This is a genomic window from Streptomyces sp. NPDC046308 (assembly GCF_055588065.1).
In genome coordinates, this window is record NZ_JBVJFB010000005.1 from 511,300 (window position 1) to 537,903 (window position 26,604).

At 72.4% G+C, this 26,604-nt stretch carries 22 protein-coding genes; 7 read left to right on the plus strand and 15 right to left on the minus strand.

All coding sequences use genetic code 11. The features are described 5' to 3' along the window. Nucleotides 1–33 precede the first annotated feature (33 nt). From ACZ6JT_RS23070 to ACZ6JT_RS23080, 3 genes are all read right to left on the minus strand, one after another. Complete coding sequence (locus ACZ6JT_RS23070; protein ID WP_469212399.1) at nt 34–426, minus strand: YciI family protein; 393 nt, start codon at nt 424–426, stop codon at nt 34–36. 74 nt (nt 427–500) lie between these two features. Next, entirely contained in the window at nt 501–773 is a 273-nt protein-coding gene (locus tag ACZ6JT_RS23075; protein ID WP_469212401.1) for a DUF3253 domain-containing protein, read from the minus strand. 40 nt (nt 774–813) lie between these two features. Then, nucleotides 814–1,017 (minus strand): hypothetical protein, encoded by a 204-nt coding sequence (locus ACZ6JT_RS23080; protein WP_469212403.1) that lies wholly within the window; start codon nt 1,015–1,017, stop codon nt 814–816. A 173-nt stretch (nt 1,018–1,190) separates the two neighbouring features. On the opposite strand from ACZ6JT_RS23080, the gene ACZ6JT_RS23085 reads away from it, so the two are divergent. Then, a complete protein-coding gene (locus ACZ6JT_RS23085; protein ID WP_469212404.1) occupies nt 1,191–1,769 on the plus strand; it encodes a hypothetical protein in 579 nt (192 codons plus the stop codon). 15 nt (nt 1,770–1,784) lie between these two features. Here the strand turns inward: ACZ6JT_RS23085 and ACZ6JT_RS23090 are convergent, their stop codons facing one another. Further along, the gene (locus ACZ6JT_RS23090; RefSeq protein ID WP_469212405.1) at nt 1,785–2,471 is read right to left on the minus strand and encodes a DUF4386 domain-containing protein; all 687 of its coding nucleotides are present in this window, start codon (nt 2,469–2,471) and stop codon (nt 1,785–1,787) included. Nucleotides 2,472–2,587: 116 nt separating this feature from the next. Here ACZ6JT_RS23090 and ACZ6JT_RS23095 point away from each other — a divergent pair, with 116 nt between their 5' ends. Continuing rightward, complete coding sequence (locus tag ACZ6JT_RS23095; RefSeq protein WP_469212407.1) at nt 2,588–3,271, plus strand: TetR/AcrR family transcriptional regulator C-terminal domain-containing protein; 684 nt, start codon at nt 2,588–2,590, stop codon at nt 3,269–3,271. Nucleotides 3,272–3,300: 29 nt separating this feature from the next. Here ACZ6JT_RS23095 and ACZ6JT_RS23100 read toward each other — a convergent pair whose 3' ends face one another. Both ACZ6JT_RS23100 and ACZ6JT_RS23105 read right to left on the minus strand, forming a co-directional pair. Next, nucleotides 3,301–4,563, minus strand: coding sequence for an acyltransferase family protein (locus tag ACZ6JT_RS23100; RefSeq protein ID WP_469212409.1), 1,263 nt, complete (start codon nt 4,561–4,563; stop codon nt 3,301–3,303). A gap of 2 nt (nt 4,564–4,565) precedes the next feature. After that, the gene (locus ACZ6JT_RS23105) at nt 4,566–6,716 is read right to left on the minus strand and encodes a bifunctional polysaccharide deacetylase/glycosyltransferase family 2 protein (protein ID WP_469212411.1); all 2,151 of its coding nucleotides are present in this window, start codon (nt 6,714–6,716) and stop codon (nt 4,566–4,568) included. On the opposite strand from ACZ6JT_RS23105, the gene ACZ6JT_RS23110 reads away from it, so the two are divergent. Beyond that, on the plus strand, nt 6,716–7,291 hold the full coding sequence (locus tag ACZ6JT_RS23110; protein ID WP_469212412.1) for a hypothetical protein: 576 nt from the start codon (nt 6,716–6,718) through the stop codon (nt 7,289–7,291). The two genes, ACZ6JT_RS23105 and ACZ6JT_RS23110, sit on opposite strands and share 1 nt — an antisense overlap. Nucleotides 7,292–7,546: 255 nt before the next feature. Then, entirely contained in the window at nt 7,547–8,485 is a 939-nt protein-coding gene (locus ACZ6JT_RS23115; RefSeq protein ID WP_469212414.1) for a glycoside hydrolase family 16 protein, read from the plus strand. Between the two features lie 15 nt (nt 8,486–8,500). On the opposite strand, the gene ACZ6JT_RS23120 is transcribed toward ACZ6JT_RS23115, so the two are convergent. The 9 genes from ACZ6JT_RS23120 to ACZ6JT_RS23160 all read right to left on the minus strand — a co-directional run bounded on the left by ACZ6JT_RS23120 (nt 8,501) and on the right by ACZ6JT_RS23160 (nt 23,029). Beyond that, nucleotides 8,501–10,045 (minus strand): alpha/beta fold hydrolase, encoded by a 1,545-nt coding sequence (locus ACZ6JT_RS23120; RefSeq protein WP_469212415.1) that lies wholly within the window; start codon nt 10,043–10,045, stop codon nt 8,501–8,503. 78 nt (nt 10,046–10,123) lie between these two features. Beyond that, nucleotides 10,124–11,680: an alpha/beta fold hydrolase gene (locus ACZ6JT_RS23125; protein ID WP_469212416.1), complete on the minus strand. Its 1,557-nt coding sequence runs from the start codon at nt 11,678–11,680 to the stop codon at nt 10,124–10,126. A gap of 151 nt (nt 11,681–11,831) precedes the next feature. Continuing rightward, complete coding sequence (locus ACZ6JT_RS23130) at nt 11,832–13,172, minus strand: diacylglycerol/lipid kinase family protein (protein ID WP_469212417.1); 1,341 nt, start codon at nt 13,170–13,172, stop codon at nt 11,832–11,834. Between the two features lie 121 nt (nt 13,173–13,293). Then, complete coding sequence (locus ACZ6JT_RS23135; RefSeq protein ID WP_469212418.1) at nt 13,294–14,055, minus strand: maleylpyruvate isomerase family mycothiol-dependent enzyme; 762 nt, start codon at nt 14,053–14,055, stop codon at nt 13,294–13,296. A 131-nt stretch (nt 14,056–14,186) separates the two neighbouring features. Further along, on the minus strand, nt 14,187–17,105 hold the full coding sequence (locus tag ACZ6JT_RS23140) for an NHLP bacteriocin export ABC transporter permease/ATPase subunit (RefSeq protein ID WP_469212575.1): 2,919 nt from the start codon (nt 17,103–17,105) through the stop codon (nt 14,187–14,189). Between the two features lie 25 nt (nt 17,106–17,130). Continuing rightward, the gene (locus tag ACZ6JT_RS23145; RefSeq protein WP_469212420.1) at nt 17,131–19,404 is read right to left on the minus strand and encodes an NHLP family bacteriocin export ABC transporter peptidase/permease/ATPase subunit; all 2,274 of its coding nucleotides are present in this window, start codon (nt 19,402–19,404) and stop codon (nt 17,131–17,133) included. After that, nucleotides 19,401–20,207: a hypothetical protein gene (locus ACZ6JT_RS23150; RefSeq protein ID WP_469212422.1), complete on the minus strand. Its 807-nt coding sequence runs from the start codon at nt 20,205–20,207 to the stop codon at nt 19,401–19,403. Before ACZ6JT_RS23150 ends, ACZ6JT_RS23145 begins: the two co-directional genes overlap by 4 nt. A gap of 99 nt (nt 20,208–20,306) precedes the next feature. Then, a complete protein-coding gene (locus ACZ6JT_RS23155) occupies nt 20,307–20,546 on the minus strand; it encodes a hypothetical protein (RefSeq protein ID WP_365481342.1) in 240 nt (79 codons plus the stop codon). A 446-nt stretch (nt 20,547–20,992) separates the two neighbouring features. After that, the gene (locus ACZ6JT_RS23160) at nt 20,993–23,029 is read right to left on the minus strand and encodes an ATP-binding SpoIIE family protein phosphatase (RefSeq protein WP_469212424.1); all 2,037 of its coding nucleotides are present in this window, start codon (nt 23,027–23,029) and stop codon (nt 20,993–20,995) included. Nucleotides 23,030–23,363: 334 nt separating this feature from the next. Between ACZ6JT_RS23160 and ACZ6JT_RS23165 the strand changes: the two genes are divergently transcribed. From ACZ6JT_RS23165 to ACZ6JT_RS23175, 3 genes are read left to right on the plus strand one after another with little or no spacing between them, the layout of a single operon-like run. After that, nucleotides 23,364–23,612: a hypothetical protein gene (locus ACZ6JT_RS23165; protein ID WP_469212426.1), complete on the plus strand. Its 249-nt coding sequence runs from the start codon at nt 23,364–23,366 to the stop codon at nt 23,610–23,612. Next, the gene (locus ACZ6JT_RS23170) at nt 23,609–25,918 is read left to right on the plus strand and encodes a heavy metal translocating P-type ATPase (protein WP_469212427.1); all 2,310 of its coding nucleotides are present in this window, start codon (nt 23,609–23,611) and stop codon (nt 25,916–25,918) included. Before ACZ6JT_RS23165 ends, ACZ6JT_RS23170 begins: the two co-directional genes overlap by 4 nt. Further along, nucleotides 25,915–26,463: a copper chaperone PCu(A)C gene (locus ACZ6JT_RS23175; RefSeq protein ID WP_469212429.1), complete on the plus strand. Its 549-nt coding sequence runs from the start codon at nt 25,915–25,917 to the stop codon at nt 26,461–26,463. Before ACZ6JT_RS23170 ends, ACZ6JT_RS23175 begins: the two co-directional genes overlap by 4 nt. Nucleotides 26,464–26,604 lie beyond the last annotated feature (141 nt).

The window sequence follows — 26,604 nt, forward strand, 5'->3', positions numbered from 1 at the left end:
GCGCTCGCGGGTGGTCGAGGCCGGACCGGTGGCTCAGGCTGCCGTCGGGGCCTCGGAGATCGGGTGCACCTCGACCGGGTCGTTTCCGGGCTTCCCGCCCGGTCCGGGGCAGGCGGACGCGCGGGCGGCGATCTCCAGGGCCCGTTCCTCGCTCTTGACGTCGACGACCCAGTAGCCGGCCAGGATGTCTCCCGCCCGGGCCGGCCCGTCGGTCACCTGCGGCCGGCCGTCGCTCCCGGCCCGCACCGTCTTGACCTGCGCGGGGCCCCCGAGGCCCTGCCCGTCCACCCATTCCCCGGCGGAGGTGAGCTCGCTGTTGAGGGCAGCCATGTGGGCGAACATGGCCTGCATGTCCTCGTCGGAGTACGACGACATGACGGCGTCCCACTCGGCCGCCGGGACGTTCATCTGGATCATGTACTTCATGTTCCTCACCCTTCCGGGGCGACTGTTCCGCGCTGCGCGCTGACGAAGGGGTAGACCGGCGGCCGCTGCGAAACTCATCGGTGGCGGCGGATCCGGATCGGACCGCGGGCAGTGGCCGGATCGACGGGACGGCCGCCCTGGGTGACGTCCACCTCGCCGGTTTCGACAAGCCGCCGGGCCGCGCGCCTCGCCGGTTCCATGAGCGCACGCCACCCGTCGCCCTCCCCGTGGTATGCCGCTCGCGCGGCATCCGAGGGGCAGATCGTCGCTGTCGGCCCGCGACGCTCCAGCAGCTCCAGGATGACGCGCTCCAAGCGCTGCTCCGCGTGCCGTTCACTGTCGCCCACTCCGCCAGTGTCGCCCCGGTCGTGCCGGGCCGCCCCCGAGCTACGCGGCGTCTCGCATCGCGTCCTCTTCGGGGGCCACGACGAGGAAGGCGTCCCGGTCCAGGTCCATCACGACGATCGCCCGCTGACCCCGCTCCCGGCACCGGGCCGCGTACTCCTCGGCGGGCCAACTCCCGTACGGATCACCGGCGGGAAAGGAATCCAGAACCTTCGTACCGCGCACCGCGACCACCTCCCAAGACACGAACCGTCCCTACGCCGTGTGCCCCGGGTTCCCGGCTCCCATCCCCCCTGCCCGCAAGGCCGTGCCCAGAGTGCGGACGGTCACCTTGACGTGCGGCGATGCTTAGGCCAGCCTTACCTTCGCTTGCTCCTCGTCGGTGCGAGCGCACCCCGCAGAAGATCCCTGGAGCAGCAATGTCCACCGCCGACGCCACCGCGACCCCCCGAAGACCGGGACGGGAAGCAGAGCTCCTCCGGCTCCCCTCCTGGTGCGGGCCGGCTGCGGCGTCCCTCGCGGTGTGTCTGGGGTGGGCGGCCACGACGTGGATCGCCGTGCACCTGCGCGCCGACGTCACCCTGCACACCGCGGCGCTGTTCGTGCACCTCGCCTCCCTGGTCCTGGGCTTCGGCGCGGTACTCGCCATCGACTACTACGGCGTCCTGTGGCTCACGGGCCGCAAGACTCTCCGTGAGGTCCTCGACTTCACCGCCCCCTTGCACATGCCCGTGTGGGGCGGTCTGGGCGGCATGCTGTTCAGCGGCGCCTTCCTCCACCCCGACCTCACTTCCCCGCTGACGTGCGTCAAGCTCGGCCTCGTCCTGGTGCTCTCGCTCAACGGTGTCCAGGCGTCGGCCCTGCACCGCCGGCTGGCCGCGCTCGACCGCGGCCCGGTCCCCCGCTCGCTGCTGATCCGTGGCGCCGTGACGGCGTCCGTATCGCAGATCGCCTGGTGGGGCGCGGTCGCGATCGGCTTCCTGAACAGCCGGCACTGATCACCCCGAGGCGCCTCAGGCCGCCCTCGCACGCTGCGCGCCGGACACGGCGCCCGAGCCGGGCGCGAACCCCTTGGCAATCAGCCACCCGGCAAACCCCAGCTCCCAGGCGAACACCGGGAGCGCGGCGACCGACCCCGCCACTGAGAGCTGCGCGTAGGCCCCGAACATCACGGCGACGGCCGAGAGGCAGATCAGCGGCCCGCCGATCAGCCCGAGCACGGCGATGAAGCGCGGCACGAGCCGTGCGCGGTACGCCAGGTACGCGAGCACGACGGTGTTCAGACCGAGGGCGATGTTGGGCCCGAGCAGGAACGTCCAGTCGTGCACGGCCGCCAGCGCGGCGCCGGCTCCGGCCGCCGCACCCGCGTCCCGCCGCAGGGTGACGAGCGCCAGGACGGCGACGATCCCGAGGGCGATGACGGCCGCCTCCAGCAGCCGCCCGAAGGCGTAACCGAGCGCGAGCCCCTCGCCGTGGCGCCGCAGGACGGGGAAGAGCGCCGCCCCGGTGCCGGCCACCGCCACCACCAGCACCACCTCGCACAGCACCCCGAGCAGCGCCTGCGTGTCGGCGCCCGGCGCGAGCCGGCCGTCCGCCGCGGCCAGCAGGGGGCGGTACAGGACGGCCCCTGCTATCGCGGCGATCTCGGTCAGCAGGAACAGCGACCCGGCGGCCACCGCGGTTCTCCGGTCCGGATGCATCTTCTCGGTCCCCTCACTCCTCGTGGTGTACGCCGTACACCTGGCGGCCACCATAGGTGTACGACGTACACTCGTCAAGGAGAGGTGCCGTCGAGGAGGGAAGGCGCGGAACCGGAATGACCCGGGTAGAAGCCACGCACACGCAACGGAAGCCCCTGAGCCGGGACCGCGTCCTGCGCGCAGCCGTCGCGCTCGCCGACGCCGTCGGCATCGACGCGCTCAGCATGCGCAGACTCGCGCAGGAGCTCGACGTCGTGCCGATGGCCCTCTACAAGCACGTGGCCAACAAGGAGGAGCTGCTCGACGGCATGGCCGACGCCGTCGTCGGCGAGATCGACCCGCCGGCCGCGGGCCCCGACTGGCAGCACGTGGTCCGCGGGCGGATCCTCTCCGCCCGGCGGGTCCTGCTGCGCCACCCCTGGGCGGCCCGGGTCATCGAGTCCCGCACCGGGCCCACCCCGGCCGTGTTGGGGTACCTGGACTCGATGGCGGGGAGCTTCCGGGCCGGCGGCCTCTCCGCCGACCTCACGCACCACGTCATGCACGCGATGGGCAGCCGCCTACTCGGCTTCAGCCAGGAACTGTTCGACACCTCCGCCCCCTCCGGCCCGCCGGACCCGGGGCTGGCGGCGCGCTACCCGCACATCGCGGAACTGGCCGCGACGGCGGCACACGACGGGGGCTCCACCGTCGGTGGCGGCTGCGACGACCAGTTCGAGTTCGAATTCGCCCTGGACCTCCTCCTGGACGGATTCGAGAGTCTCCGCCGCCAGGGCTGGACCTCCGCGCGGAAGGCGTGACAGAGGCGCGGGAGGTGCGCGCGGCCCCGTCAGTCGGCGGCCCGGCGCCTGCCCCGTTGGCGCCGCGGGTACGGGAACAGCCGTGGCGAGCGCTTGGCGGCCACGTCCTCGATCCAGCCGAAGACCAGCACCAGCAGGCTGATCAGCGGGATCGCCACCAGCAGCGTGAACGACGGACTGCCCAGCAGCCACCCGAAGTTCGCGGAGAGGAAGGGGACCGCCCAGAAGACGTCGATCAGCGGGACGGCGAGCACCAGCGCGACCTCGTGCCAGAGGTAGACGCTGACGGCGCGTGCGTTGAGCAGGCTGACCAGGCCGTTCCAGCGTTCCAACCGCCTGGGCCACCGCTCCCAGGAGGGGCTGACGTGGAGCAGGATGGCGACGAAACCGAGGGACCACAGGGCCTGGGCGATCGGCCAGGACTCGATGTCGGTCGACTCCGCCGGATCGGACGGCCTGGTCTGCAGGTACCAGAGGCCGGCCACCATGATCAGCGGCGCGATGGACGGCAGTACGTACTGCGGGATCTTCTTGAGCAGCCCTTCCTGGTGGGCCATGCCGAGGATCCAGCAGGCGCCGAAGGTGGCGAAGTCGTTGGCGGTCTCCCAGACCCGGCTGTAGATGAACTCCTGGTCGGCGAAGAACGCGTTCATGACGATCACCAGCGCAAGCGGCGCCGACAGCGTCACCACCGGGAACCGTCGCAGCGCCCGGAGCATCAGCGGTGAGAGCAGGACGTACCACAGGTAGGCCCGGAGGTACCAGAGCGGGACGATGACCTGCGCGGCCCAGGTGGTTTCCACGTGGCCGTGGAAACCGGCCAGCTCGTCCGCGTACGGCGGAGTGCTCAGCGGCAGGAGCCAGAACCCCAGCTTGGCCCACCACGCGCCGGGGTGGCCCTCGGAGTCGGGCCCCCAGCCGTCGAGGATCTGCAGGGCGATCATGATGGCGCCGAACAGCCACATCGGCGGCAGCAGCCGGCGCAGTCGGCCGCGGATCACGCCGAGCGCGGGACGGCTGAGCGAGCGGGCCATCAGCGAGCCGGCCAGCGCGAACATCACGCCCATCGACGGGAAGACGAGGGGCAGCCAGAACCAGCCGAAATTGTGGTATAGCACCACACGGCCCAGTGCCAGCGCGCGCAGCAGGTCGAGATAGCGGTCCCGGCCGCCCTTGCGCTCGGGCGGTGCCTGCGGCTCCGGCTCCTCCTGCTGCTGCCCCTGTCGCAGAACGGCGGGGATGCGCAACTGGACGGTGTCGTGGGTGCGCCCGTACTCGATGGATGCGCTCATGCTCAGGCCTCCACGGGAACAGCGACCTCGCCGGTGCGCCGGAGCTTCTGCCAGCGCAGTCGGCCACCCGTCATCGCCGTGATCGCGGACTGCAACAGGACGATGTACATCAACTGCCGGTAGACCAGTTGCTGGATCGGCAGGCTGATCAGGTGCCAGGGCTTCTCGCGGTCGAGCCGGAAGGCGTACCAGGACAGTGCGCCCTGGAGCAGGATGAAACCGCCCCAGCTGGTGAGGGTGATCGGGGCGTCCGCGAACAGCACGCCGTACAGGAAGAACATGTCGACCAGCGGCGCCAGCAGCGGGGCGACCACACCGAACAGCACGACGAGCGGCAGCCCGATCCGGCCGAAGCGCCCGGCCGGGCCGCGGGAGGTCACCGCGCGGCGGTGCTTCCACATCGCCTGCATGCTGCCGTAGCTCCAGCGGTAGCGCTGGGACCAGAGCTGCTGGAGGCTGGCGGGAGCCTCCGTCCAGGCGCGGGCGTGCTCGGCGTAGACGACCCGCCAGCCCTCGCAGAGCACCGCGATGGTGATGTCGGTGTCCTCGGCGAGGGTGTCGTCGCTCATCCCGCCGACCTCCCGCAGGGCCTCCTTGCGGAAGGCGCCGACCGCGCCGGGGATGGTCGGGATGACGCCCAGCATGTCGTACATCCGGCGGTCCAGGTTGTGGCCGAGGACGTACTCGATGTGCTGCCAGGCGCCGATCAGGCTGTCGCGGTTGCCGACCTTGGCGTTGCCCGCGACCGCACCGATGGACGGGTCGCCGAAGGGCTGGACCAGCTCGCGCACGGTGGACGGCTCGAAGACGGTGTCGCCGTCCATCATCACGATGATGTCGTACGAGGCGGCCGCGATGCCGGTGTTGAGCGCGCTGGGCTTGCCTCCGTTGACCTGGCGGATCAGCCGGACGAACGGCAGGTCCATCTCCTCGACGATGTCCGCGGTGCCGTCCGTGGAGCCGTCGTCGATGACGATCACCTCGATCGGATGGTCGCTCGCCGCGAGGGATTCGAGGGTGTTGGCGATGCACTCGAGCTCGTTGTAGGCCGGGACCAGTACGGTGACCGGCTCGGTGACGGGCGCGCCCCAGGCGTCCCGCCGCTTGGCGCGGCGGGCGTGCAGCGGCGCGAGGACGAGCATCAGCGCGAACCGGCCGAAGTTGAGGAAGCCCACCACGGCCAGCAGCCCGATCAGCACCGGCAGGGTGAGCACGGCGAACTGGGTGGCCCAGATGTATCCCTTGCCCGCCCACAGCTGGAAGCCGTGCACCGGGGTGGTGGCGCTGGAGGCACCGAGCGCCTCGGAGATGGTGGTGAAGCGGTAGCCCTCGGCCTGCAGCCTGTCGATGATCTGGACGAGCGCGGTGAGCGTCTGGCTGCGGTCGCCACCCGCGTCGTGCAGCAGGATCATCTCGCCCGCACCGGGCTCGGACGGCATCGCCGCCTTGACGATCTCCTCGACGCCGGGACGCTTCCAGTCGTCGGTGTCCTTGTCGATGAACGCGGTGACGTAGCCGCGTGCGCCCACGTACTTGATCACCGGGTAGGTCCAGTCGTCCAGCGCCGCGGCGTTGGACGAGTACGGCGGACGGAACAAGGTGCTGTGCACGCCCGCGGCGCCGGCCAGCGCCAGCTGCGTCTGCGCCAGCTCCCAGCTGATCCGGGCGTGGGACTGGTACACCAGGTCGGGATGGGTGAAGGTGTGCACGCCGAGTTCGTGGCCGCCCGCGACGATCTGCCGGACCAGCTCGGGATGGCGCGCGGTCATGCCGCCGGTGATGAAGAAGGACGCCCGGACGTTCCGGGCCTCGAGCAGCTCCAGGATCTTCGGAGTCCACTCCGGCGAGGGACCGTCGTCGAAGCTCAGCACCACCGTGTGGTCGGGGATGCGGTAGCTCACGGGGTGCTCGTTCTTGGCACCGCGTGCGTCGATGACCGGTCCGCCCTTGAGCAGGTTGTCCGGCACGGTCGTCTTGTCGACCGAGTCCGCGACCCGGGAGTCGTGGAACGCCTCGTTGGTGGCGAGGCCGCGCAGGACGAGGAGCGCGAGCAGGCAGGCCAGCAGGGACAGCGGCATGAAGAAGCGCAGCGGTGGCGCGGCCAGTCGGCGCGGCCTGCGCAGGGACTGCCGGCGGCGCTGGTGGCGGGACAATGACGCTCCTGGAGATGGGTGGTGCGGACGGTCAGTTGCGCTTGGCCGGCCGGCCCGAAGGCGTTGCCCCGCGCTGCGTGGCGGTCGTGGGCTTCGTCGAGGTGGTCGCCGGCTTCGACGCGCCGGCTGCCGGTTTCGACGCGCCGGCGGTCGGCGTCGACGGGGCGGCCGAGGTCTTCGCCTGCGGTGTGGCGGAGTGCGCGGCCGTCCGCGGTGCGGACGACGAGGGCGGCCCGGACGACCGGGCCGGCGACAGCGACGGCACGGGTGAGGGCGGCGGGGCGGGCGACCCCGCGGGCTGCGCGGGTATGCCCATCGCCGGGGCGTCCGCCTGTCCACCGATCAGGCTGCTGCCCATGGCGGCCGCCAGGATCGCGCCGACCACGGAGACCGGCCAGCCGAAGCCGCGCAACAGACGGCCGCGCAGGCCCGACCGGGAGACGAACACCGGTGCGGGAGCCGGATCCCCGAAAGGGGGTTGGGGCGTGTCGGGGTCGTCCGGGTACGCCGATCCGCGGTCGATGGAGGTGATGACTGGGCGCACCTTGCGGGGCCTTTCAGAGCAGGGTACGTAGACCGCGGATGGCAGGGCGAACGCTAGTGCACCGACCTAAATCGAAATTGTCTCGATGTATGCATTTAGCGTGATCTGCTCAGGCGTCGTAATCGGATTGAAATACCAATTGGCGTACTGACCAGTAGGCAACAACCGGGTCGACCCGCCCACCCGGTTCGTTTCGCTAGGATGCCCACCTCGTGTGATCAGTCATTTGATCCTCATGCACAAAAGGGCGTGTCCAGGTACCGCCTCAACGCCCCAAGGAGCCCGTGTGAGCCAGCCCCGCCGCACCTCTCGTCGCCGCGCGTGGACTGCGCTCACGCTGCCTGCCCTCCTGTGCGTGCTCGCCGCGTGTTCCGGCGGCCCCGGTGACGACGGCGCCGCGCCCGCCCCCAGCGCGTCGCCGACGCCGTCCGGACCGCCGGGGACGCTGTTCGACGACTTCCACTACACCGGGGCCGACGACCCCTCGCTCGCCGCGCACGGCTGGGAGATCCGTACCGGCGAGGGCGGCCCGGGGATCAAGGACACCTGGTCCGCCGCGGGCGCCGGCTTCCCCGCCGACACCACCGCCCAGGGCGGCAGGGTCCTCCAGCTGCAGTCCTCCACCGACGGCACCAAGCAGGGCACCAGGCAGACCGAGGTGCAGAGCACCGGAAACAACCTCTTCACGGGGACGTTCGCCGCCCGGGTCCACTTCAGCGACAAACCCACGAGCGGACGGACCGGCGACCACGTCGTCCAGACCTTCTTCCCGATCTCCGCCTCGGACTCCTCGCCGAACTACAGCGAGCTCGACTGCGAGTACCTGCCGAACGGCGGCTGGGGTTCGGTGGGTCCGCGACTCGACAACGTCAGCTGGTACAAGGCCGATCCGCCGGACCGGGTCAGCCACACGCTCAAGCAGCACCTCGAGGGCTGGCACCTCATGATGATCACCGCCGTCGACGGAAAGGTCACCTATTCCATGGACGGCAAGGAGCTGTTCACCAGCTCCGGCAAGTACGTTCCGCGCGAGAAAATGGACGTCCACTTCAGCAATTGGCTCATCGACCTTCCCTTCGCCGGTGGTACGCGCACGTGGGACATGAAGGTCAACTGGTTCTACTACAAAGCCGATGAGGCCGTTTCCCAGGCGGATGTGCAAAAGACGGTGGACGGCTTCTACAGCGCCGGCACCCATTACGTCAACACCGTGCCCAAGTCCTGAGCCGGGGCCGGGGGCTCAGGGCACGATCTCGAACTCGGGCGCCTCGAGGGTGTTCAGGCACGCGGTCTTCGGCGCGGCCGGGTCGTCGAAGAACGAAACGGCGATCTCCTGGGCGCACTTCGAGGTGGCGAACACCACGTGCGGCTCGAACGGGACCGTGACCACCTTGGCGTTGGGCAGCGTACGGGCGACGTACGGCCCGTTGTCCGCCCCGGTCTGGGAGTCGAACCCGCCCGACAGGGCGAGCGTCGGGATGTCGCCACGCGTGGCGTCCCGGATCGAGGGCGGCGCCGCGGGGACGTCCCAGGCGGCGCAGTCCGGATGCAGGAAGGCGAGCTGCGGAGCCTGGGCCTGTACCGAGCGGGGGAACGACGGGAAGGCTTCCTGTCCGCCCTTGAGCGCCGCGTCCCGGCTCTCGTACGGTGTCCACTCGCTGCAGAAGACTCCGTAGACCAGCCCGTGCGCGACCCTTCCCATGGCCTGCGGGCTGAGCTTGCCGCCCGCCCACTGCCGGGCGATCCGCTGCGGTTTGCCGTGCGCCAGCTCGTCGAGGGCGGCGGGAACCTGGGGCGCCACGTGGGTGGCGGAGGTCATCCAGTTCACCAGGGCACCGCCGTCCAGGACGACCTTCACCGGCTTGTCGCTGCCGGGGAGCGTGACGGTGGTCGTGACCGGCTTGGCCTCCAGTTCGCGGACGAGCCGCTCGAAGGTGGCCGACAGGTTCGGATAGCGCTTGTTGCACGCCGGCTGCTCCGCGCAGGCCTTGAAGAGGCCGTCGAAGCCCTGTCGGGCACTGCTCCAGGTGGCGGCCGAACCGGCCCTGGACGGCGGCAGTATGCCGTCGAGGCCCACCGAGCGCAGCCCCTCGGGGTGCAGGCGCATGGAGACCAGCGCCAGGTGGGTGCCGTAGGAGATCCCGTACAGGTTCCACTGCCCGATGCCCAGCGCGTTGCGCAGGTCCTCGTAGTCGGCGGCGCTCTCGATGTCGTTGTAGGCGGCGAGGTCGAGCCCGCGGGCCGCCAGTCGGTCGCGGCAGGCCTTCGTGGCCTCGACGTGCAGGCGTCCGGTGGAGGGTGCGTCGTAGGCGAGGCCGACCGCGCGTGCGTTGAACTCGTCGATGTTGGGGCAGAGGGCGTTCGGGTCGGCCGAGTACGTACCGCGCTGGGACATGAAGATCACGTCGCGGTCGCGGTTCAGGCCGCCGTCGATCGCCATCTTCGCCTCTCCCACGGCGTCGTCGCCGGGTCCGCCCGCGAGCCACACGATGGGGTCGGGTTTCGGGGTGTCGGACGCGGCGGGCACGATCGCGACGCCGAGTCTGATCATCTTGCCCGTCGACTCGGCGCGGTTCTCGGGCACCGTGAGGGTGCCGCAGCGGGCCCCGTCCAGCTCCTCGACCGGTTCCGGCGTCTTCGGGCAGGGACCCGGCTCGAAGCGGGCGTCGCCCACCGTCCGCGCGACCGTGCCGATCGGCGCGCCGGGGCCGGTGGTGGCGTCGGTGCGGGACTGCGCCCCGGCGGGCGCCGCGAGCAGGCCGGTGACGAGGACGCCTGTGGCCATGGCGGCCGATGTGGCGTGCAGTCGTATCACGGTGCGACGGCGGCGGGACGGTTGCCGGCGTGTCATCAGGCCTCCCGGTCACTTCGGGATGATCGTGAACGGTGCGGGCTCGAGGCCGTCCACGCACGCCGTGTCGGGCGCGGTCGGACGGGCGAAGAACGAGGCCAGCACGTGCTGCGCGCAAGGGGACTGCGGGACCACCCAGTGGCCGATCCCGGGGACCTGTATGGCGGTCGAGCGGGACAGGTCGCGGGCCACGTCCTTCGCCCAACTCGCCCCGGTCTTCACGTCGAACGTGCCGGAGATGACGAGCGCAGGCACCGAGCTGACCGTGGCCACCCGCTGGATCTCCGCGCGGTCCGGAACGTTCCAGATCCCGCACACCGGGTACTGGAAGGGAAGTTGCGGTGCCTGCGCCAGGACCGTGTCCGGCCACGCGGGGTAGGCCTTGCGCCCCGCCTTCAGCACGTCGGACTCCGAGTACCCCGGCGCCCACTCGCCGCACACCACCGAGTTCGTCAGGCCGTGCGCGAACTCACCGGTCTTCTGGACCGAACCGGCCGCGCGGGCCTGCGCGAAGCGCTCCGGGTTTCCGCGGCTGAGTTCGTCGAGGGCCGCCGGGAGGTCCTTCGGCCGGGGGTTGAAGGCGACGATCAGGTTCAGCAGCGCGCCCCCGTCGAGGACGACCTTGACCGGCTTTCCGCCGTCCGGCGGCGTGACGTTCAGCGTCAGGGGGTGGGCCTCCAGCTTGCGCACCTGCTCCGTCAGCAAGCCGGGAAGGTCCGGGTAGCGGTCCTTGCAGGCGGGCTGCGCCGCGCACGCCTCGAAGATGTTGTGGATCCCCTCGGCGGTGCTGGTCCATGTCCACGGCAGGGTCACGACCTGGGGAGGGGTGATGGAGTCGATCGCCAGCGCGCGGACTCCCTCGGGGTGCAGGCGCAGGTACGTGAGGGCCAGGTTGCTGCCGTAGGAGTACCCGTAGACGTTCCACCGGGGGATGCCCAGCGCCTTGCGCAGGTCGGCGAAGTCCGCGGCGTTCTCCGTGGTGTTGTAGGCGCCCGGATCGACGCCGTCGGCCGTCAGGCGGGCCCGGCAGTCCGTCACCGCCTTCAGCATGAGCCGCTTGGCCTGCTCCGCGTCGTAGCCGAGGCCCACCGCCTGCTCGTTGAACCGGTCGACCTCCGGGCAGGCGAGGTTCGGCTGGTCGTAGAGGTTGCCGCGCTGGGCCATGACGATCAGCTCGCGGTCCTTGTTCAGGCCGGAGTCGACGAGGAAGGGGATGTCGTCGAACGTGTCGGCGCCCGGGCCGCCCGCCATAAACACCACGGGGTCCTGCGCCGGCTTCGCCGGGTTGACGGCCGCGATGACCGCGACGGCCAGCTTGATGGTCCGGCCGGCGGGGCGGGAGCGGTCCTCGGGGACCTCCAGGACGCCGCACCGGGCGTTCGCGAGCGCTTCGATCGGCTCGGGCGTCTTCGGACAGGGACCGGGCACGAACCGGGCCGGGGCCGCGGTACCGGACCGGCCTGCGGACTGGCCGAGGGGGGACGCTGCCCCGGTCTGTGCGGGGCCGAACGCCGCCAGGCAGACCAGAGCGGCCGCGGCGGTCGCCGCGTGGCTGCTGTGCTTCCGCATGTGATCCCGTTCCTCTGCCGACATCGGCGGCGGCCCCACCGGGCCCGGCCGCAGCGGTATGGACGGAACGTTCCCTCTCGACGCTACTCGGTGGGACACACCTACGCACTCGGAGCGATCAGCACCCCGTGGTGGCCGGGAAGGCCGCTGGTCAGGCGGCCTCGCGTCCTGCCGCGGTCCGCCCCATCGTCAGCGCCAGCCGCCGTACGCGGCGCCAGTCCACCGGGGGCGCGGCGCGCGTGACACCGGGCCGGTGGCGTGGCACCCGCACACGCAGAGCGCCGGGTTCGAGCCGGCAGCGCACCGGAGTGGCCAGCGTCAGGGCCTCGCCGTCGACGCCGACCGGGATGACGGGAGCGTCGGCGTCGACGACGACCTCTCGGGCGGTGGCCTCGGTCAGCCCGCGGCTCTGCCCGCCGCGCAGCAGGAGTTCCGTGGCTTCGGCGGCGTTGGCGACGCCGACGCACAGCACCCCCAGCTCGCCGGAGTCGAGCCGCCCGCGGCGTCCCAGTCCGGCTGAGTCGCCCCTCTCGTAGGGGTTGTTGCTCACGAGTACGGCCTGGGGGGCGTCCTTGGTGAGCGAACCGGCGCGCACGGTCAGCCGGGCGCCGCTGTGGTGGGTCAGCAGGTCCGGCAGCATTTCCAGGATGGTGCGGGCCTTGTCGTCGCGGTAGGCGGGACTCTGCACGACTTCCGCGTACACGCCGAAGGAGGCGTTGTTGAGGAAGACGCGTCCCGCGCTCCGGTCCGCGGGATCTCCCGCGTGGAGATAGCCCACGTCGATGCGCAGTTCGACGCCGTCGGTCAGTGCGTCCAGGCACGTGGAGGGGTCCTGCCGGTCCAGGCCGAGATCCATGGCGAAGTGGTTGCGGGTGCCGGCGCTGATCACCACGAACGGGAGGTCGTGTTCCACGGCCACACCGGCGACCAGGGCCTGCGTGCCGTCGCCGCCCGCGACGCCGAGCAGGTCGGCGCCGGCCCGTACGGCCTCACGCGCCAGCTCGGTCACGTCCTGCCGCCGGGCCGGATCCAGTACGACGACGTCGGCGCCCAGGGCCCGGGCGCGCTCCGCCAGGCGGAACCTCTCGACCTTGCCGCCGCCCGAGCGCGGGTTCATGATCAGGAACGGCCGTTCGGCCCGCCCCGCGGAGCGTTCCGGCATGCCGGGCGGGGTGTCGTCGGCCAGCGCGGCCCTACCCGCGGAAACGGCCAGTGCCCACAGGGCGAGCGAGACCAGTACGACCCAAAGCAGCCCGGCAGCCGTGTAGAGGATCAGGACTGCGAGGGGCGCGGCGACGGCCAGCAGTGCGGCCAGCGCCCGGATCCAGCCGGTGTGGGTGAGGAGCCACCACCCGGCGGCCGCGGTGAGCACCAGCCCCGCCCACCCCACGCCCATGAGCACGAGGCTGCCGAGCCCGGCGAACACCACCAGCACCGCGATGGCCGCTGCGCCCGCCACCAAGGCCAGTCGCGCGGCCCAGCGCCTGCTCATGGGGCAACCTCCCACCGCTCCACGGCTGCCGGCCAGGACATTCGGCCTCCTCTTCAGGCTACGGGCGGTCACCGTGGGCAGCACGTCCGCCCGGGGAGCCCTCGCGCCCCGCGCTTCGCGGTCAGAAGGCCGAGTGGGTGAACCAGTGGGTGAGGAGGTCCTCGTCGCCGAGGAGTCGGAAGGCTTCGGAGCCGCGGTCGAGGCGGCCGTAGAGGAGGAGCAGGAGGTCGGCGGCGGTTCCCCGGACCGTGGCGTCCGCCGCCTGGGGCTCCGCGCCTTCGGCCACCAGGGCGAAGCCGTCGGGGCGCAGGCCGACCAGCCAGTCGCCGTCGCCGTCCGTGCAGCTGAAGCGAATGGTCCGGTCGGCGGCGCGCAGTCGGGCGGTCAGCGGTGCGAAGGAGGACGCGAACGGCAGGTTGGTCAGGAACTCGTCGATGCCGTCGACCGCCAGTGCGCGGTCGACCTGCGGCGGGAGGCCGAGCGCGAGGTGGGCGTCGACCCGGTGGACGAGGGTCTCGAAGAGCATGCGCCGGACCCAGAAGCGGGCGTGCTGGTCGACTCCCCAGGCCCACATGGGTGCGTCCAGGTCGGTGACGGCGAACACCTCGGCGGCCTCCGCCGCGCTCGCGGCCAGCCAGTCGGGCAGGCCGTCGGGCCGCTCCGGCAGCCGCAGGTCCACCTCGCGGCTGGTCGGCGGCTGCTGGATCCGCCGGCGCAGCAGCTCGGTGAACCAGCGGTGCACGCTGCCGACGTGCCGAGTGAGGTCCTCGAGGGTCCAGCCGGGGCAGGTCGGCACCGGGGTGGAGAGGTCGGCCGCCTTGACCGCGGCGACGAGTGCGGCGGCCTCGGCCGCAACGGCCGCTCCGTGCTGGGCGGGGTTCATGTCCGGGCCCTTCCTCTGCTGGTGCTGCCCCCGGCCATAATGCTTAAGGGGTTAGATGGTTTAGCTGCTCAAGTAATGGCGCGACCGTAATTCTCGACCGTTGAGGATGTCAACTTTCCGCGCCCGGCCCGTCAGCGCAGTTGGCGTCGGACCAGGTCGTGGAAGAGGCCGGCCGTGTCGGCGAGCAGTTCGGCCGGTGGGCCCTGCTGGACGACGCGGCCGTCCTTCATGGCGATCACGCGGTCGGCGTCCATGATCGTGCTGAGCCGGTGGGCGATGACGACGCGCGTGGCGCGCAGGGCCCGGGTGGATTCGATGACCACGCGCTGGGCCTCGTTGTCGAGCGCGCTGGTGGCCTCGTCGAAGAACAGGATGCGCGGCTTGCGGATGAGGGCCTGGGCGATCATCAGCCGTTGCCGCTGGCCGCCCGAGACGGTGCCGCCGCCGTCGGACAGCATGGTGTGCATGCCCATCGGCATGGCCTTGATGTCCTCCGCCAGGCCCGCCCTCGCGGCGGCCTCCCACGCCTCCTCCGGCGAGAACGTCCCGGAGCCGCAGATGCAGTCGAGGATCGAGCCGGTGAAGGGCTGCGCGTTCTGCAGGACGACACCGCACTGGCGGCGCACGGCCGCCTGGTCGAGCGCGGCCAGGTCCTGCCCGTCGTAGAGCACGCTGCCGGACAGGGGCTTGTCGAAGCCGATGAGCAGCCGCAGCAGTGTCGACTTGCCCGAGCCACTGGCGCCGACGATCGCGACGAACTCCCCCGGAAGGATGCGGAAGTCGACGCCGTCGAGCACGAGCGGGCCGTCGTCCGCATAGCGGTACGACAGGTTCCTGGCCTCGATGGCCCCGGTCAGCTCCCCCGGCGGGGTACTGGAGCCGCCCACCTCGGGGATCTCCCGCAGGACCGGCTGGATCTGCTCGAACATCGGCAGGACGGCGGCCGCCGAGATCAGCGCACCCGTCAGCTGCGTGACCGACGACAGGAGCATCGTCAGCGCGGTGCTGAAGGTCAGGAACTCGCCGGCGGACAGGGCGCCGCGGGCCGGTCCGGCGAGCAGCACGAACATCACCAGCGTGCACAGGGGCAGGTAGACGGCCCCCAGGACGGTGGTGACGTTCTGGATCCGGCCGGTGCGCTGGTGCAGGTCGCGGGTACGGGCGAACTCCCGTGCCCAGGCGGCGTACGCGAAGCTCTCGGCCGCGGCGACGCGCAGCTTGGGCAGCCCGCGCAGGGTCTGGAAGGCTCGGTTGTTCAGCCGGTGGCCGAGCTTGACCAGCCGGCGTTCGTAGCGCAGCTGCCACAGGCCCAGGCCGAGGAACACCCCCGCGATGACGACCAGCATGGCGACCGCGGCCATCGCCAGCGGCACGCTGTAGACGAGCAGCAGGACGAGGTTCATCGTGCCGACCGCGCCCGCCTGGACGCAGACCGGGCCGATGCCGGACAGCACCCGGCGCATCGCGCTGATGCCCATCGCGGCGCCGGCCAGTTCGCCGGTGGAGCGGCCGGCGAAGAACGTCGCCGGCAGCCGCAGCAGCCGGTCCCACACGGCCGGCTGCAAGGTGGCCTCGATGCGGCCCTCCATGCGCAGCAGAGAGGTGTTCTGCAGCAGCATGAACACCGCCGAGACGATGGCGGTCGCGATCAGTGCCAGCCCGGTCTGCACGATGAGGCCGTTCTCGGCCTGCGGGACGTACCGGCCGAGGACCTGTCCGGTGGCGATCGGCACCAGGGCGCCGAGCACCACCGCGACCAGCCCGCCCAGGAGGAGGCTGCGCAGCTCGGGGAAGGTGCCGCGGACACTGAAGCGGAGCAGCGCCATCAGGCCCACCGGCCCGTCGGGCAGGGGGCGGTAGAGCATGACGGCGTGCGGTTCGAAGGCGGCCTCGTTGCTCTTCGAGACGCGCTCGCGCGTACCGGTGGCGGGGTCGACCGCCTCGTAGCGCCCCCGCCGCCACAGGAGTGCGACGGGTGCGCCGTCCTTCTCCCGCCGGCCCACCAGCGGACCGCTGTTCTCCCGCCACCAGCGCCCGCTGAGCCTGACCGCGCGGGTGCGGATCCGCGAGGCGAGCGCGATGCGTTCGACGGGGTCGAGCTGTCCGGACGCGGCGCCGGCCCCGCCCGGCTCGGACAGGGTGATGCGGGCCGCGGCGGCGACCGTGCGGCAGACGGCGAAGGTCGCGTCGGCGCTCGCGCTCCGGTGGGGGTGCCGGCCGGAGCGCACGATGGACGCCAGCAGGGTGCGGTCCGCCTGGGTGCGCGCGGCGCGGCCCGCCTCGATGCCGGCGGCCGTGCGGTCCTCGTGCGTGCGCTCGAGCTGTTCGATCCAGCCGTCGAGGGCGTACAGCAGCCGGTGCTGCTGGTCGACCATGCCCTGCCACATCGCCGCGTCGACGAGGAGGGTGCCCACCGCCTCCGCCTCGTACACGGCCCCGTACTGGACGCTGCCCGGGGTGATCTGCATCCACAGGATGTCGTCGTCGGCCCCGCCGGGCCCGGGGGTGGCGCTGCCGTCGAGCGGGGCCTGGTAGAGCACGCGCAGGCCGCGGCCTATGCCGCGCGCGAAGGCGTCCTCCAGCGGGCTCAGCCGTCCTCCGTCGGCGGCCCCGTACGGCACCTGGTCGGCGTACCAGGCCCCGCCGTCGAACCGGCCGGCCTGGAACTCGTCGCCGGGGAACCGGCCGGCGTGGGTCCCGTCCGCGTGGAACGGGTCGCCGTACTCCGGGCGGTACAGCTCCCGCAGTTCGATGCGGCGCAGCCGGCACCCCTCCAGGGGGCGGCCGACCAGGGTGTGGTCGGGCCCGTCGGCCGGGCCCAGCAGCAGCGTGCCCGGCTCCAGCCGGCCCAGGAAGTGCCAGTGGCCGGCCTGCGCCGCGTCGACGGCGAACAGGTCCAGCTCGCCCTGTACGACGAGCCACAGGACGAGCGGGCCCTCCAGGGCCAGGCTGCGCAGGCCGGTGCAGTCGACGGGCGAGCCCAGTCCGCCCAGGGCCGCGACGACCGGGTCCGGGGTCCCGCCCCACTGCCCGGCGCCCGCGAAGCCCACGGTGTCGTGGTGTGCGTACGTCACCTCAGTGCTCCTTGACCAGTGCGGCGTACGGGCCCTGGGCGGCGAGCAGCCGCTCGTGCCGGCCGCGTTCCACGACCGTGCCCCGGTCGAGTACGAGGATCTCGTCGCTGTCGCGCACGGTGCTCAGCCGGTGCGCGATGACCACGCAGGCGCAGCCACGGCGGCGCAGGTTGTCGATGATGACCTGCTCGGTCACCGCGTCCAGGGCGCTGGTCACCTCGTCGAGCACCATGACGCTGGGCCGGCGCACCAGCGCCCGTGCGATCTCCAGCCGTTGGCGCTGGCCGCCGGAGAAGTTGCGGCCGTCCTGTTCGACGCGGCTGTGGATGCCGCCGGGGCGGCGGGCGACCACGTCGTACACGGCGGCGTCCTCCAGGGCGGCGATGACGGCCTCGTCCCCGATGGTGGGGTCCCACAGGGTGACGTTGTCGCGGACGGTGCCCTCGAAGAGGAAGACGTCCTGGTCGACGAAGGACACGGAAGCGGCCAGCGCGCCGCGCGGGATGTCCGCCAGCCGCATGCCGTCGATGCGGACGGCCCCCTCCCAGGGGGTGTAGAGACCGGAGATCAGCCGGGAGACGGTGGACTTGCCGCTGCCGGAGCCGCCGACCAGCGCGACCTGCTGACCGGGGCCGACCGAGAGCGAGAAGTCCTTGAGCAGCGGGGCGTCCAGCGGGCTGTAGCCGAAGGTGACGTGGTCCAGTTCCACATGGCCCTTGAGGCGGCGGGTGCCGCCGGCGGGCTCGCGCCGCGCGTGGACCGGCGCGACGGGGAAGTTCTCCACGTCCTTGAGCCGGGCCACGTCGGCCGCGAAGTCCTGGATCCGCCCGGCGACGCCGCCCAGCCGGGAGATCGGCGCGGTGAAGCTGGTCACCAGGGCCTGGAAGGCGACGAGCAGGCCCACGGTGAGGTGTCCCTCGACCGCCCGCAGGCCGCCGATCATCAGGATCAGCGCACTGTTGGACGCCGCCAGCGTGGGCGCGACGATCGCCAGCCACGCGCTGGGCACGCCGAGCCGCTGCTGCACGTCGAGGGTGACGGCGTGCTGTCCGGCCCAGCGGCGGAAGAAGCCGTTCTCGGCGCCCGTCGCCTTCATCGTCTCGATGAGCTGGAGTCCGCTGTAGGAGGTGTTGGTCAGCCGGGCGCTCTCGGCGCGGAGCTTCTGGGTGCCGGTGGCCCTCAGCCGGATCACCACGCGCATCGCCGCGACGTTCAGCAGTGCCACGGCCACGCCGACGAGGGTGAGCTGCGGATCGTACGTCCACAGCAGCACCGCGTAGAGCACGACCACCACGGCGTCCACGCCCGCGGCGGCCAGGTCCCGGGCGAGGGTCTCGGCGACCGCGTCGTTGGACTGCAGGCGCTGGACCAGGTCGGCCGGGTTACGTTGGGAGTAGAAGGCGACCGGAAGTCTGAGCAGGTGCCGGAAGAAGCGGGCGCTGCCGAGGGTGGAGGAGATGATGCGCCCGCGCAGCAGGTTGGCCTGTTGCAGCGCGGTGAGCGTCGCGGTGAGGACGAGGGCGACGGCCATCGAGGCGAACAGCACCCCCAGCAGGGAGCTCTGCTCCCCGATGAGGAACATGTCGATGTACGTACGGCTCAGCGCCGGCACCGACGCCCCGACGGCGACCAGGAGCAGGCTGGAGAGCACCGCGGCGGCCATGGTGCCCGAAGTGCCCCGCAGGCGGGCGGGCATGGCGCCGAGGACGCCCGGCTTGCGGCCGCCGCGGCGGAAGCCCTCGCCGGGCTCGAAGGTGAGGACGACACCGGTGAAGCTGGTGTCGAACTCGTCCATGGGGACGAACCGGCGTCCCTTGGCGGGGTCGTTGACGTACACGCCCCGGCGGCCGAGCCGGCGGCCCGTGCCGTCGTAGACGACGTAGTGGTTGAACTCCCAGAACAGGACGGCCGGGGCGCGCACCTCGGCGAGCGCGGCCAGGTCCATCTGCATGCCCTTGGCCGTCAGCCCGTACCCGCGGGCGGCCTTGAGGAGGTTGCTGGCGCGGGAGCCGTCGCGGGAGACGCCGCAGGCGATGCGCAGCTCTTCGAGGGGGACGAAGCGGCCGTAGTGGCCGAGCACCATGGCCAGGGCGGCGGCGCCGCACTCCACCGCCTCCATCTGCAGCACGGTGGGGGTGCGTACGGGGCGGGGTGTCCTGCCCATGGGGGCCGCGGGGGCGGTCCTGCGGCGGGTGCCGCCCCTGGACTCGGGGCGGTGGCGCCGGCGCCCGGCGGGAGGCAGCTGCGGCGGTGCTCCGGTCTGCGGTGCGGTCATGGCAGCAGCCAGTCGACGGGGCGGCGGGCGGCGAGGTGGACGGCCCCGGTGAGCGGCGTCCGGGAGTCGAGGGCGTACGGGGGCCCGCCCGGGGAGGACCACCGGTAGCCGGACCTGGTGGAGGGCGAGCGTTCGAGCCGTACGAGCACGGCGACCGGGTTGCCGTGGCCGGCGAACTGTTCGGCGAGCGCGCTGTCGCCGAGGAAGCCGCCGATCTGCGCCTGGGTCTGGGGTGCGCGGCCGACCGCCTCGACGCGGCCGCGCAACGTGCCGAACTGCTGCCGCGGGACGGACTGGACGCTCAGGTCGACGGCGGCGCCCACGGGGATCGCCGAGCCGTTGCCGCCCGGCACGTACAGAACGGCCACCAGCGGGTCCTCCGGATTCTTCACGCGTTCCACGCTCGCCACGTCCGCACCCGTGGCGACGACCGAGCCGACCTTGGCCACCAGGGCCGTCAGCCGGCCGCCGGTCACCACGCGCACGGGGCGCTCCCCCTGCTCCGTACGGACGTTGAGCAGGGGCGCGCCGGCGTCCAGTAGCTGGCCCTCCTCGGCGAGGACTGCGGTGACCTGTCCCGCGATCGGGGTCTGCAGTACGTAACTGCCCTCGGCCCGGGTGAGGATGCCGGGCGCGCTCAGCTTGGAGGAGACGGTGCCGGTGAAGGCCCAGAAGCCGGCGGCGGCCATGACGACGACCGTGACGGCCAGCACGAGCCGTCCCTGCGGGCGCGCGAACCGGACGGGCAAATCAAGTTCTTCGGGCGATTGCAGCTTGGAAAGAGCCTTTTGGCGAAACTGCACGGACCATTCCTTCCACTGCATTCGCATCGTTCGGGTACGCGGGCAGCCGTGAGCCCCGGAGCCGTGGGGGGCGCTCCGGGGTTCACGGGGATATCCGGATCAGAGACCGGCGCGCCCGGCGTTCACCGAAACGCCGGTGAGGCCCGTGACGAGACCGGGGACGTGGGACACGATGCCCGTCGCCGCCTGGACGGTGTGGAGCGAGCCCACGACGCCCACGACGCCGCTGACATCGCTGGTCACGGCGCCGGCCAGGCCGCCGGAGACGCTGATGATGCCGCCGGAGACGGCGTCCAGCTCGGTGTCGGCGATCTCACGGGTCTCGATGTCGTTACGCATGACGCGCACCTTTCATTGGGGGGAGGAATTCACAGCTGCGGCGGCTGGGCGAGCGAAACTCGACCGCCTTTCCCGGCTGCCGCAATGCGCAGATGAAAGCACGCGAACGGGCCACCCAGCCAATCCCGTTGACCCCCCGTCACGGGCCGATGATCACCACTGTCGACGGACGTGCAGCTTGATTCACCGAATGGTGACGGCTTCTTCACAGGATCGAGTAACAGATATGGGCCGCCCCCTGCTGACACAGAACCAATCGGGGCGAACTCCCACCAATCAACAGGGGCACATCCCTCACACCGTGGAGCGGAGGAGGTCGGCGGAAGCGCTCGCGAACACGATGTGCAGGTTTCCGTGAGACGCGCGGCGTGACGGGCCCGTCACGCCCGGTGCGGGCCGGGCGTTGCCGCGGCCGTTCTCCTTGGGGACCAGGGCCGTTTCACGGCTCACGCCGTACCGAGGGGCCCGGCGATGGGCTGTTCCGTCCAGATCGTCTTCCCGGTGCCGGTGAACCGGCAGCCCCAGCGGTCGGTGAGCTGGGCGACGAGGAACAGGCCGCGGCCGCCCTCGTCGGTCTCCCGTGCACGGCGCAGGCGCGGCTGTGTGCTGCTGGGGTCGGACACCTCGCAGACGAGTACCCGGTCGCGGATCAGCCGGAGCCCGACCGGGCCGCCCGCGTAGCGGATCGCGTTCGTGACGAGCTCGCTGACGACGAGCTCGGCCACGAAGCTCAGTTCGTCCAGCTCCCAGCCGGACAGCCGGCCCACCACCAGTTCGCGGGCGTGCGCGACGAGGGACAGGTCGGCTTCGAACTCCCACTCGGCGACCCGGTCCGGCGGGAGGGCGTGGGTGCGGGCGAGCAGCAGGGCGACGTCGTCGGCGGGCTCCCGGGGCAGCACCTTGTCGAACACGCTCTGGCTGACCTCGCCCAGCGGCCGGCCCGATCCGGCGCCGACGAGCGAGGTGCGCAGTCTCTCCATGCCCTCCTCGATGTCGTCGCCGCGACGCGCCACGAGTCCGTCCGTGAAGAACGCCAGTGTGCTCTCGGGCCGTACGCCGAACTCCGTGACCTCGAAGGGCATTCCGCCGACGCCGAGCGGCGGTCCCGGCACCATGCCGAGGAAGTGCGGCTCCTCCCCCGGGGGCAGCACGGCCGGCGGCGGATGTCCGGCGGTGGCGACCGCGCACCGGCTCGTCACCGGGTCGTAGACGGCGTACAGGCACGTCGCTCCAAGCACCGCGGGTTCGGTGCGGGATCCGCCGGTCATCTGCTCGCTGGAGAAGCCGAGCACCAGGTCGTCCAGGTGCGTGAGCAACTCGCCGGGATCCAGGTCGAGGTCGGCCAGGGTCTGCACGGCGGTCCGCAGCCGGGCCATGGCCGCGGTGGCCTCCAGTCCGTGGCCGACGACGTCCCCGACGACGAACGCCACGCGCAGCGAGGGCAGGGGGATGACGTCGAACCAGTCCCCGCCGACGCCGGCGCCGCCGCCCGCCGGCTGGTAGATCCCCGAGGTGTCCGCGGCCGCCGTGTTCAGGACGGACTGCGGCAGCAGGCTTCGCTGCAGGGCCACCACCGACCGGTGTTCCTTCGTGTAGCGGCGCGCGTTGTCCACGCCGAGTGCGGCCCTGGAGGCGACGTCCTGGAGGAGGGCGGCGTCCTCCTCGCCGAAGGCGGACGGCAGCTGGCTGCGCCAGACCGTGACGCAGCCGAGGATCAGACCGCGTGCGTACAGGGGCACCGCGACGGTGGAGTGTGCCCCGCTGGGGACGAACAGGCGCAGGGTGTCGGTGTCCACCCCGAGCGCGGCGCGCAGGACGTCGACGTCGGACACGAGCACGGGCCGTCCCGCCATGAGCGGGCGCATCACGTCGGTGTCCGGTACGGGAGGGAGCGCCTCGCCGACCGGCAGGAGGTCTTCGGCTGAGACCCCCGGGCTCTGGGCGGCGGCGGTCCGGCGCAGGCGGACCTCACCGCTGGTGTCGAGCCGCAGCGGTTCGTCGCCGACCAGCACCGCCTCGGCGAGGTCCACGGTGGCCAGGTCCGCGAAGTCGGGGACGAGCAGGTTGACCAGGACCTGGGCCATGTCCGTGACGTCCAGGGAGGACCCGATGCTTTCGGCGGCGGTGTGGGTCAGCCTCCTGCGCCGTCGCTCCGACTCGGGCTCGACCGCCTCCACGACGGTCTCCGCCGGGGTGACCAGGACGAGCCACTGGGCTTCGGCGTCGCGATCACCCGGAGCGCGGGCCGCGAGCCGGACGACCGTGCAGACCAGGGGCACCTTCGTGCCCACGTGCTCGCCGGCGGGAAGGGTCACCAGGCGCCGGGCCGGTCCCGCCTCCGCCCCGGCGCTCGGCAGCATCCCCAGCAGCGGGGCACAGGTCTGGCCGGGCGGGCAGTCCAGCAGCTTCGCGGCCCACTCGGATCGGGCGACGACCACGCCCGCGTCGTCCAGTACGACCGCTGCCGTTTCGGTCACGGGCACCGAGGCCGACCTCGGGCCACGATGCTCCGGTTCACGCATGTCGCCTCCACGCACCGCAATCTTCAGTATCGACCCCGAGCCCGGCCCCGGCGACCCGCGGCGGCCGCTCACCGCGGTTCCTCCAGGCGGTGGATCACCGTGACGGTCGCCACATACGGGCGATCGGCGGCGGGAACACGGCGTACGGCCTGTCGGCCGGGGCCTTGCGGTTCAGCCGCGACGGGTGGCGGGCGGGAACTCGCACCGCACCGCGTACGACTACCTCTCCGGCGGCTCCCGCGCGGACGACCACGACGGGCGCAGCGCCGACCCGTACCCAGGATCTGGAGAGCCGATGACCGGTAGGCAACCCGAGACCCGCACCGACGGCGGCCGGCGGCGTGGGGCGCCGCCACCGGCCCTGGCGGGCTTCGTCGTGCTTCTGGCGGCCCTGTTCGCCCTCTCCTACGGGGTGGGTTCGGCCGCCGGGCCGGTCGCGCCCGGCCTGCACCGCACCGGCACCGGCACCGGATCCACCGGCGGTTCGCACGGTGGCGGCGGCGCGGGCGGCATGGGCGGCACGCATCCGGGGAGCGGCCGATGACCGCGGACACGGCGGGCGGCACCCTGACGACGACCGATCTGATCGTCGGCGGAATGACGTGCGCGGCCTGTGTGAACCGGGTGGAGAAGCGGCTGGCCCGGCTCGACGGGGTGAGCGCGACGGTCAACCTCGCCACCGGCAAGGCGCGGGTGAGCCATCCGCCGGCCGTCACCGCCCAGGACCTGGTCGCGGCGGTGGAACGCTCCGGCTACACGGCCGAACTGCCCCCGCCGGCCGCCGCGCCGCGTGCGCAGGACCCGCCCGCGGCGGCGCCGGCGGACGGTGAACACCAGGAACGCCGGGAACGCGAAAGGCTGTCGGTCACCGCTCTGCTCTGCCTGCCGGTCCTCGTGCTGTCGATGGTGCCGGCCCTGCAGTTCCGCAACTGGCAGTGGCTGTGCCTCACCCTGGCCGCTCCGGTCGTCGTGTGGAGCGCCCTGCCGTTCCACCTGCGGGCGGTACGCGGCCTGCGGCATGCGGCGGCCACCATGGACACCCTGGTCTCCCTCGGGGTCCTCGCCTCGTTCTCCTGGTCCCTGTACGCGCTGTTCCTCGGCGGCGCCGGCGATCCGGACATGCGGATGCCGTTCACCTTCCTCCCCTCGGCGGGCGGGGAGGTCGCGCACGTCTACCTGGAAGCCGCCGTCGGAGTTCCCCTGTTCGTCCTGGCCGGCCGTCATCTGGAGGGGAGGGCCCGGCGGAGCACCGGCGCGGCCCTGCGCTCACTGGCCGGGCTCGCCGTCAAGGACGTGACCGTGCGCGAGGACGGCAGGGAGCGGCTGATCCCCGTGGAACAGCTGCGCGTGGGGCAGGAGTTCCTCGTCCGGCCCGGTGAACGGGTCGCCACCGACGGTGTGGTGGTCTCCGGCAGCTCGGCCCTGGACCTGTCCCTGGTCACCGGCGAGAGCGAGCCCGTGGAAGTGGGGCCGGACCGCAAGGTGGTGGGCGCCGCCGTCAACGCCGGTGGACTGCTGCTCGTACGGGCCACCGCGGTCGGTGCGGACACCCAGCTCGCCCGGATCACCCGCATGGTCACCGAAGCCCAGGCGGGCAAGGCCCGGGCCCAGCGGCTCGCCGACCGCGTGGCGGGGGTATTCGTCCCGGTCATCCTGGCTCTGGCGGTCACCGTGCTCGGTTTCTGGCTCGGCGCGGGGGCGGACCCGCAGGCGGCCGTGACCGCGGCGGTGGCGATCCTCGTCGTCGCCTGTCCGTGCGCGCTGGGGCTGGCGACGCCCACCGCGCTGCTGGCCGCGACCGGCCGGGGCGCGCAGCTCGGTGTGCTGGTCAGCGGTCCGCAGGCGCTGGAGGCCCTGCGGCACGTCGACACCGTGGTCCTGGACAAGACCGGCACGCTCACCACCGGACACATGAGCGTCGTCCAGGTCACCGCGGTCAGCGGCGGCATCGGGCGCGAAGCGGTCCTGCGTCTGGCCGGGGCCGTGGAGCAGGGCTCGGAGCATCCGCTGGGCCGCGCCCTCGCCGCGTACGCGCAGCGCGCGCTGCCCGGGGGCACGCTGCCCCCGGTCACCGACTTCCGGGCGACGGCCGGGACGGGCGTCACGGGGCTCGTAGAGGGCCGGCGCATCGACCTGCTCTCTCCCGACGACGGACTGCCGAAGTCGCTGGCGCAGGCGCTGGCCGAGGCGGAGGCGTCCGTGCTCACTCCCGTCCTGGTCCGGGTGGACGGCTTCGACGAGGCCCTGATCACCCTCGGGGACGTGCTGCGGCCCGGGAGCTACCGGGCCGTGGACCGGATGCGCCGGCTGGGCGTGGAACCGGTGCTGGCCACCGGCGACCGCGATGCCACGGCCCTGGCGGTCGCCGCGCAGCTCGGCATCTCCGCGGTCCACGCGCGCTGCACTCCGGAGGGGAAGGCCGAGTTGGTGGCGCGCCTGAAGGCGGAGGGCCGCCGCGTGGCGGTGATCGGTGACGGGGTGAACGACGCCGCCGCCCTGGCCCGCGCCGATCTCGGCATCGCTATGGGCAGCGGTACGGACGTGGCGATCGGCGCCGCCGACGTGACGCTGGTGCGCGGTGACATCGAGGCGGTGGCCGACGCGGTCCGGCTGGCCCGTCGCACGCTGGGGACGATCCGCGCCAACCTCGTCTGGGCGTTCGGCTACAACGCGGTCACCGTGCCCCTGGCCGCGGTCGGCTGGCTCAACCCGATGGTCGCCGCCGCCGCGATGTCCGCCAGCTCCCTGCTGGTGGTCGGCAACAGTCTGCGCCTGCGGGCCTGGCAGCCCGCGCCGAAGCGCCACGGCGGCATGTCACCCCGTCCCCGCCGAAAGGGTTTTCAGCGATGACCGATCCCCTCTCCCCCACCTCCTCCCCCGCGTCCTCGGCCACGTACCCGGCCGGGGAGTCGCCCGGCGTCCGCCGGCTGCGCGAAGGGCTGATCGCCGTACTCGCACCGGTGACCGCCTGCCTCACCGCCCTGGTCGGGCTGACCGCGTGGACCACGGCGGGAGCCGCGGGCACCCCGGCCCGGATCGAGGTCGGCATCGGGCGGGTGTTCCTGCCGTACGCCGACAGGGAGCGCACCGCCGCGTTCTTCCGGATCACCAACACCGGTGGGTCCGGGGACCGGTTGGTCTCCGTCACCTCCCCCGTCGTCGAGTCGGTGATGCTGAGCCGGCACGAGAGCGGCGCGGGGGCGGATTCCATGCGCATGGTCCCCTCGGCGGAGATCCCCGCCGGCTCGACGCTGGAGATGACCCCGAGCACGCTGGACGTGATGATGACGGTCAAGGGCCGGTGGCGGGTGGGGGACGCCGTGCCCTTCGTCCTGCACTTCCGCAACAGCGGACCCGTCCAGGCCGTGGCGTTCGTCGTGCGGCCGGGCAGCTGAGCCGACGCTCGTCACGGACCTCGCGGGTCCCGCCGGTCCCGCCGGTGTCGCCGGTCCCGCCGATTTCGTCCATCTCGCCGATCGCGGGAACCCGGGGCCCGCCCCGGCCGACTACTCCCCCGTACGGGGCGGACACCGCGC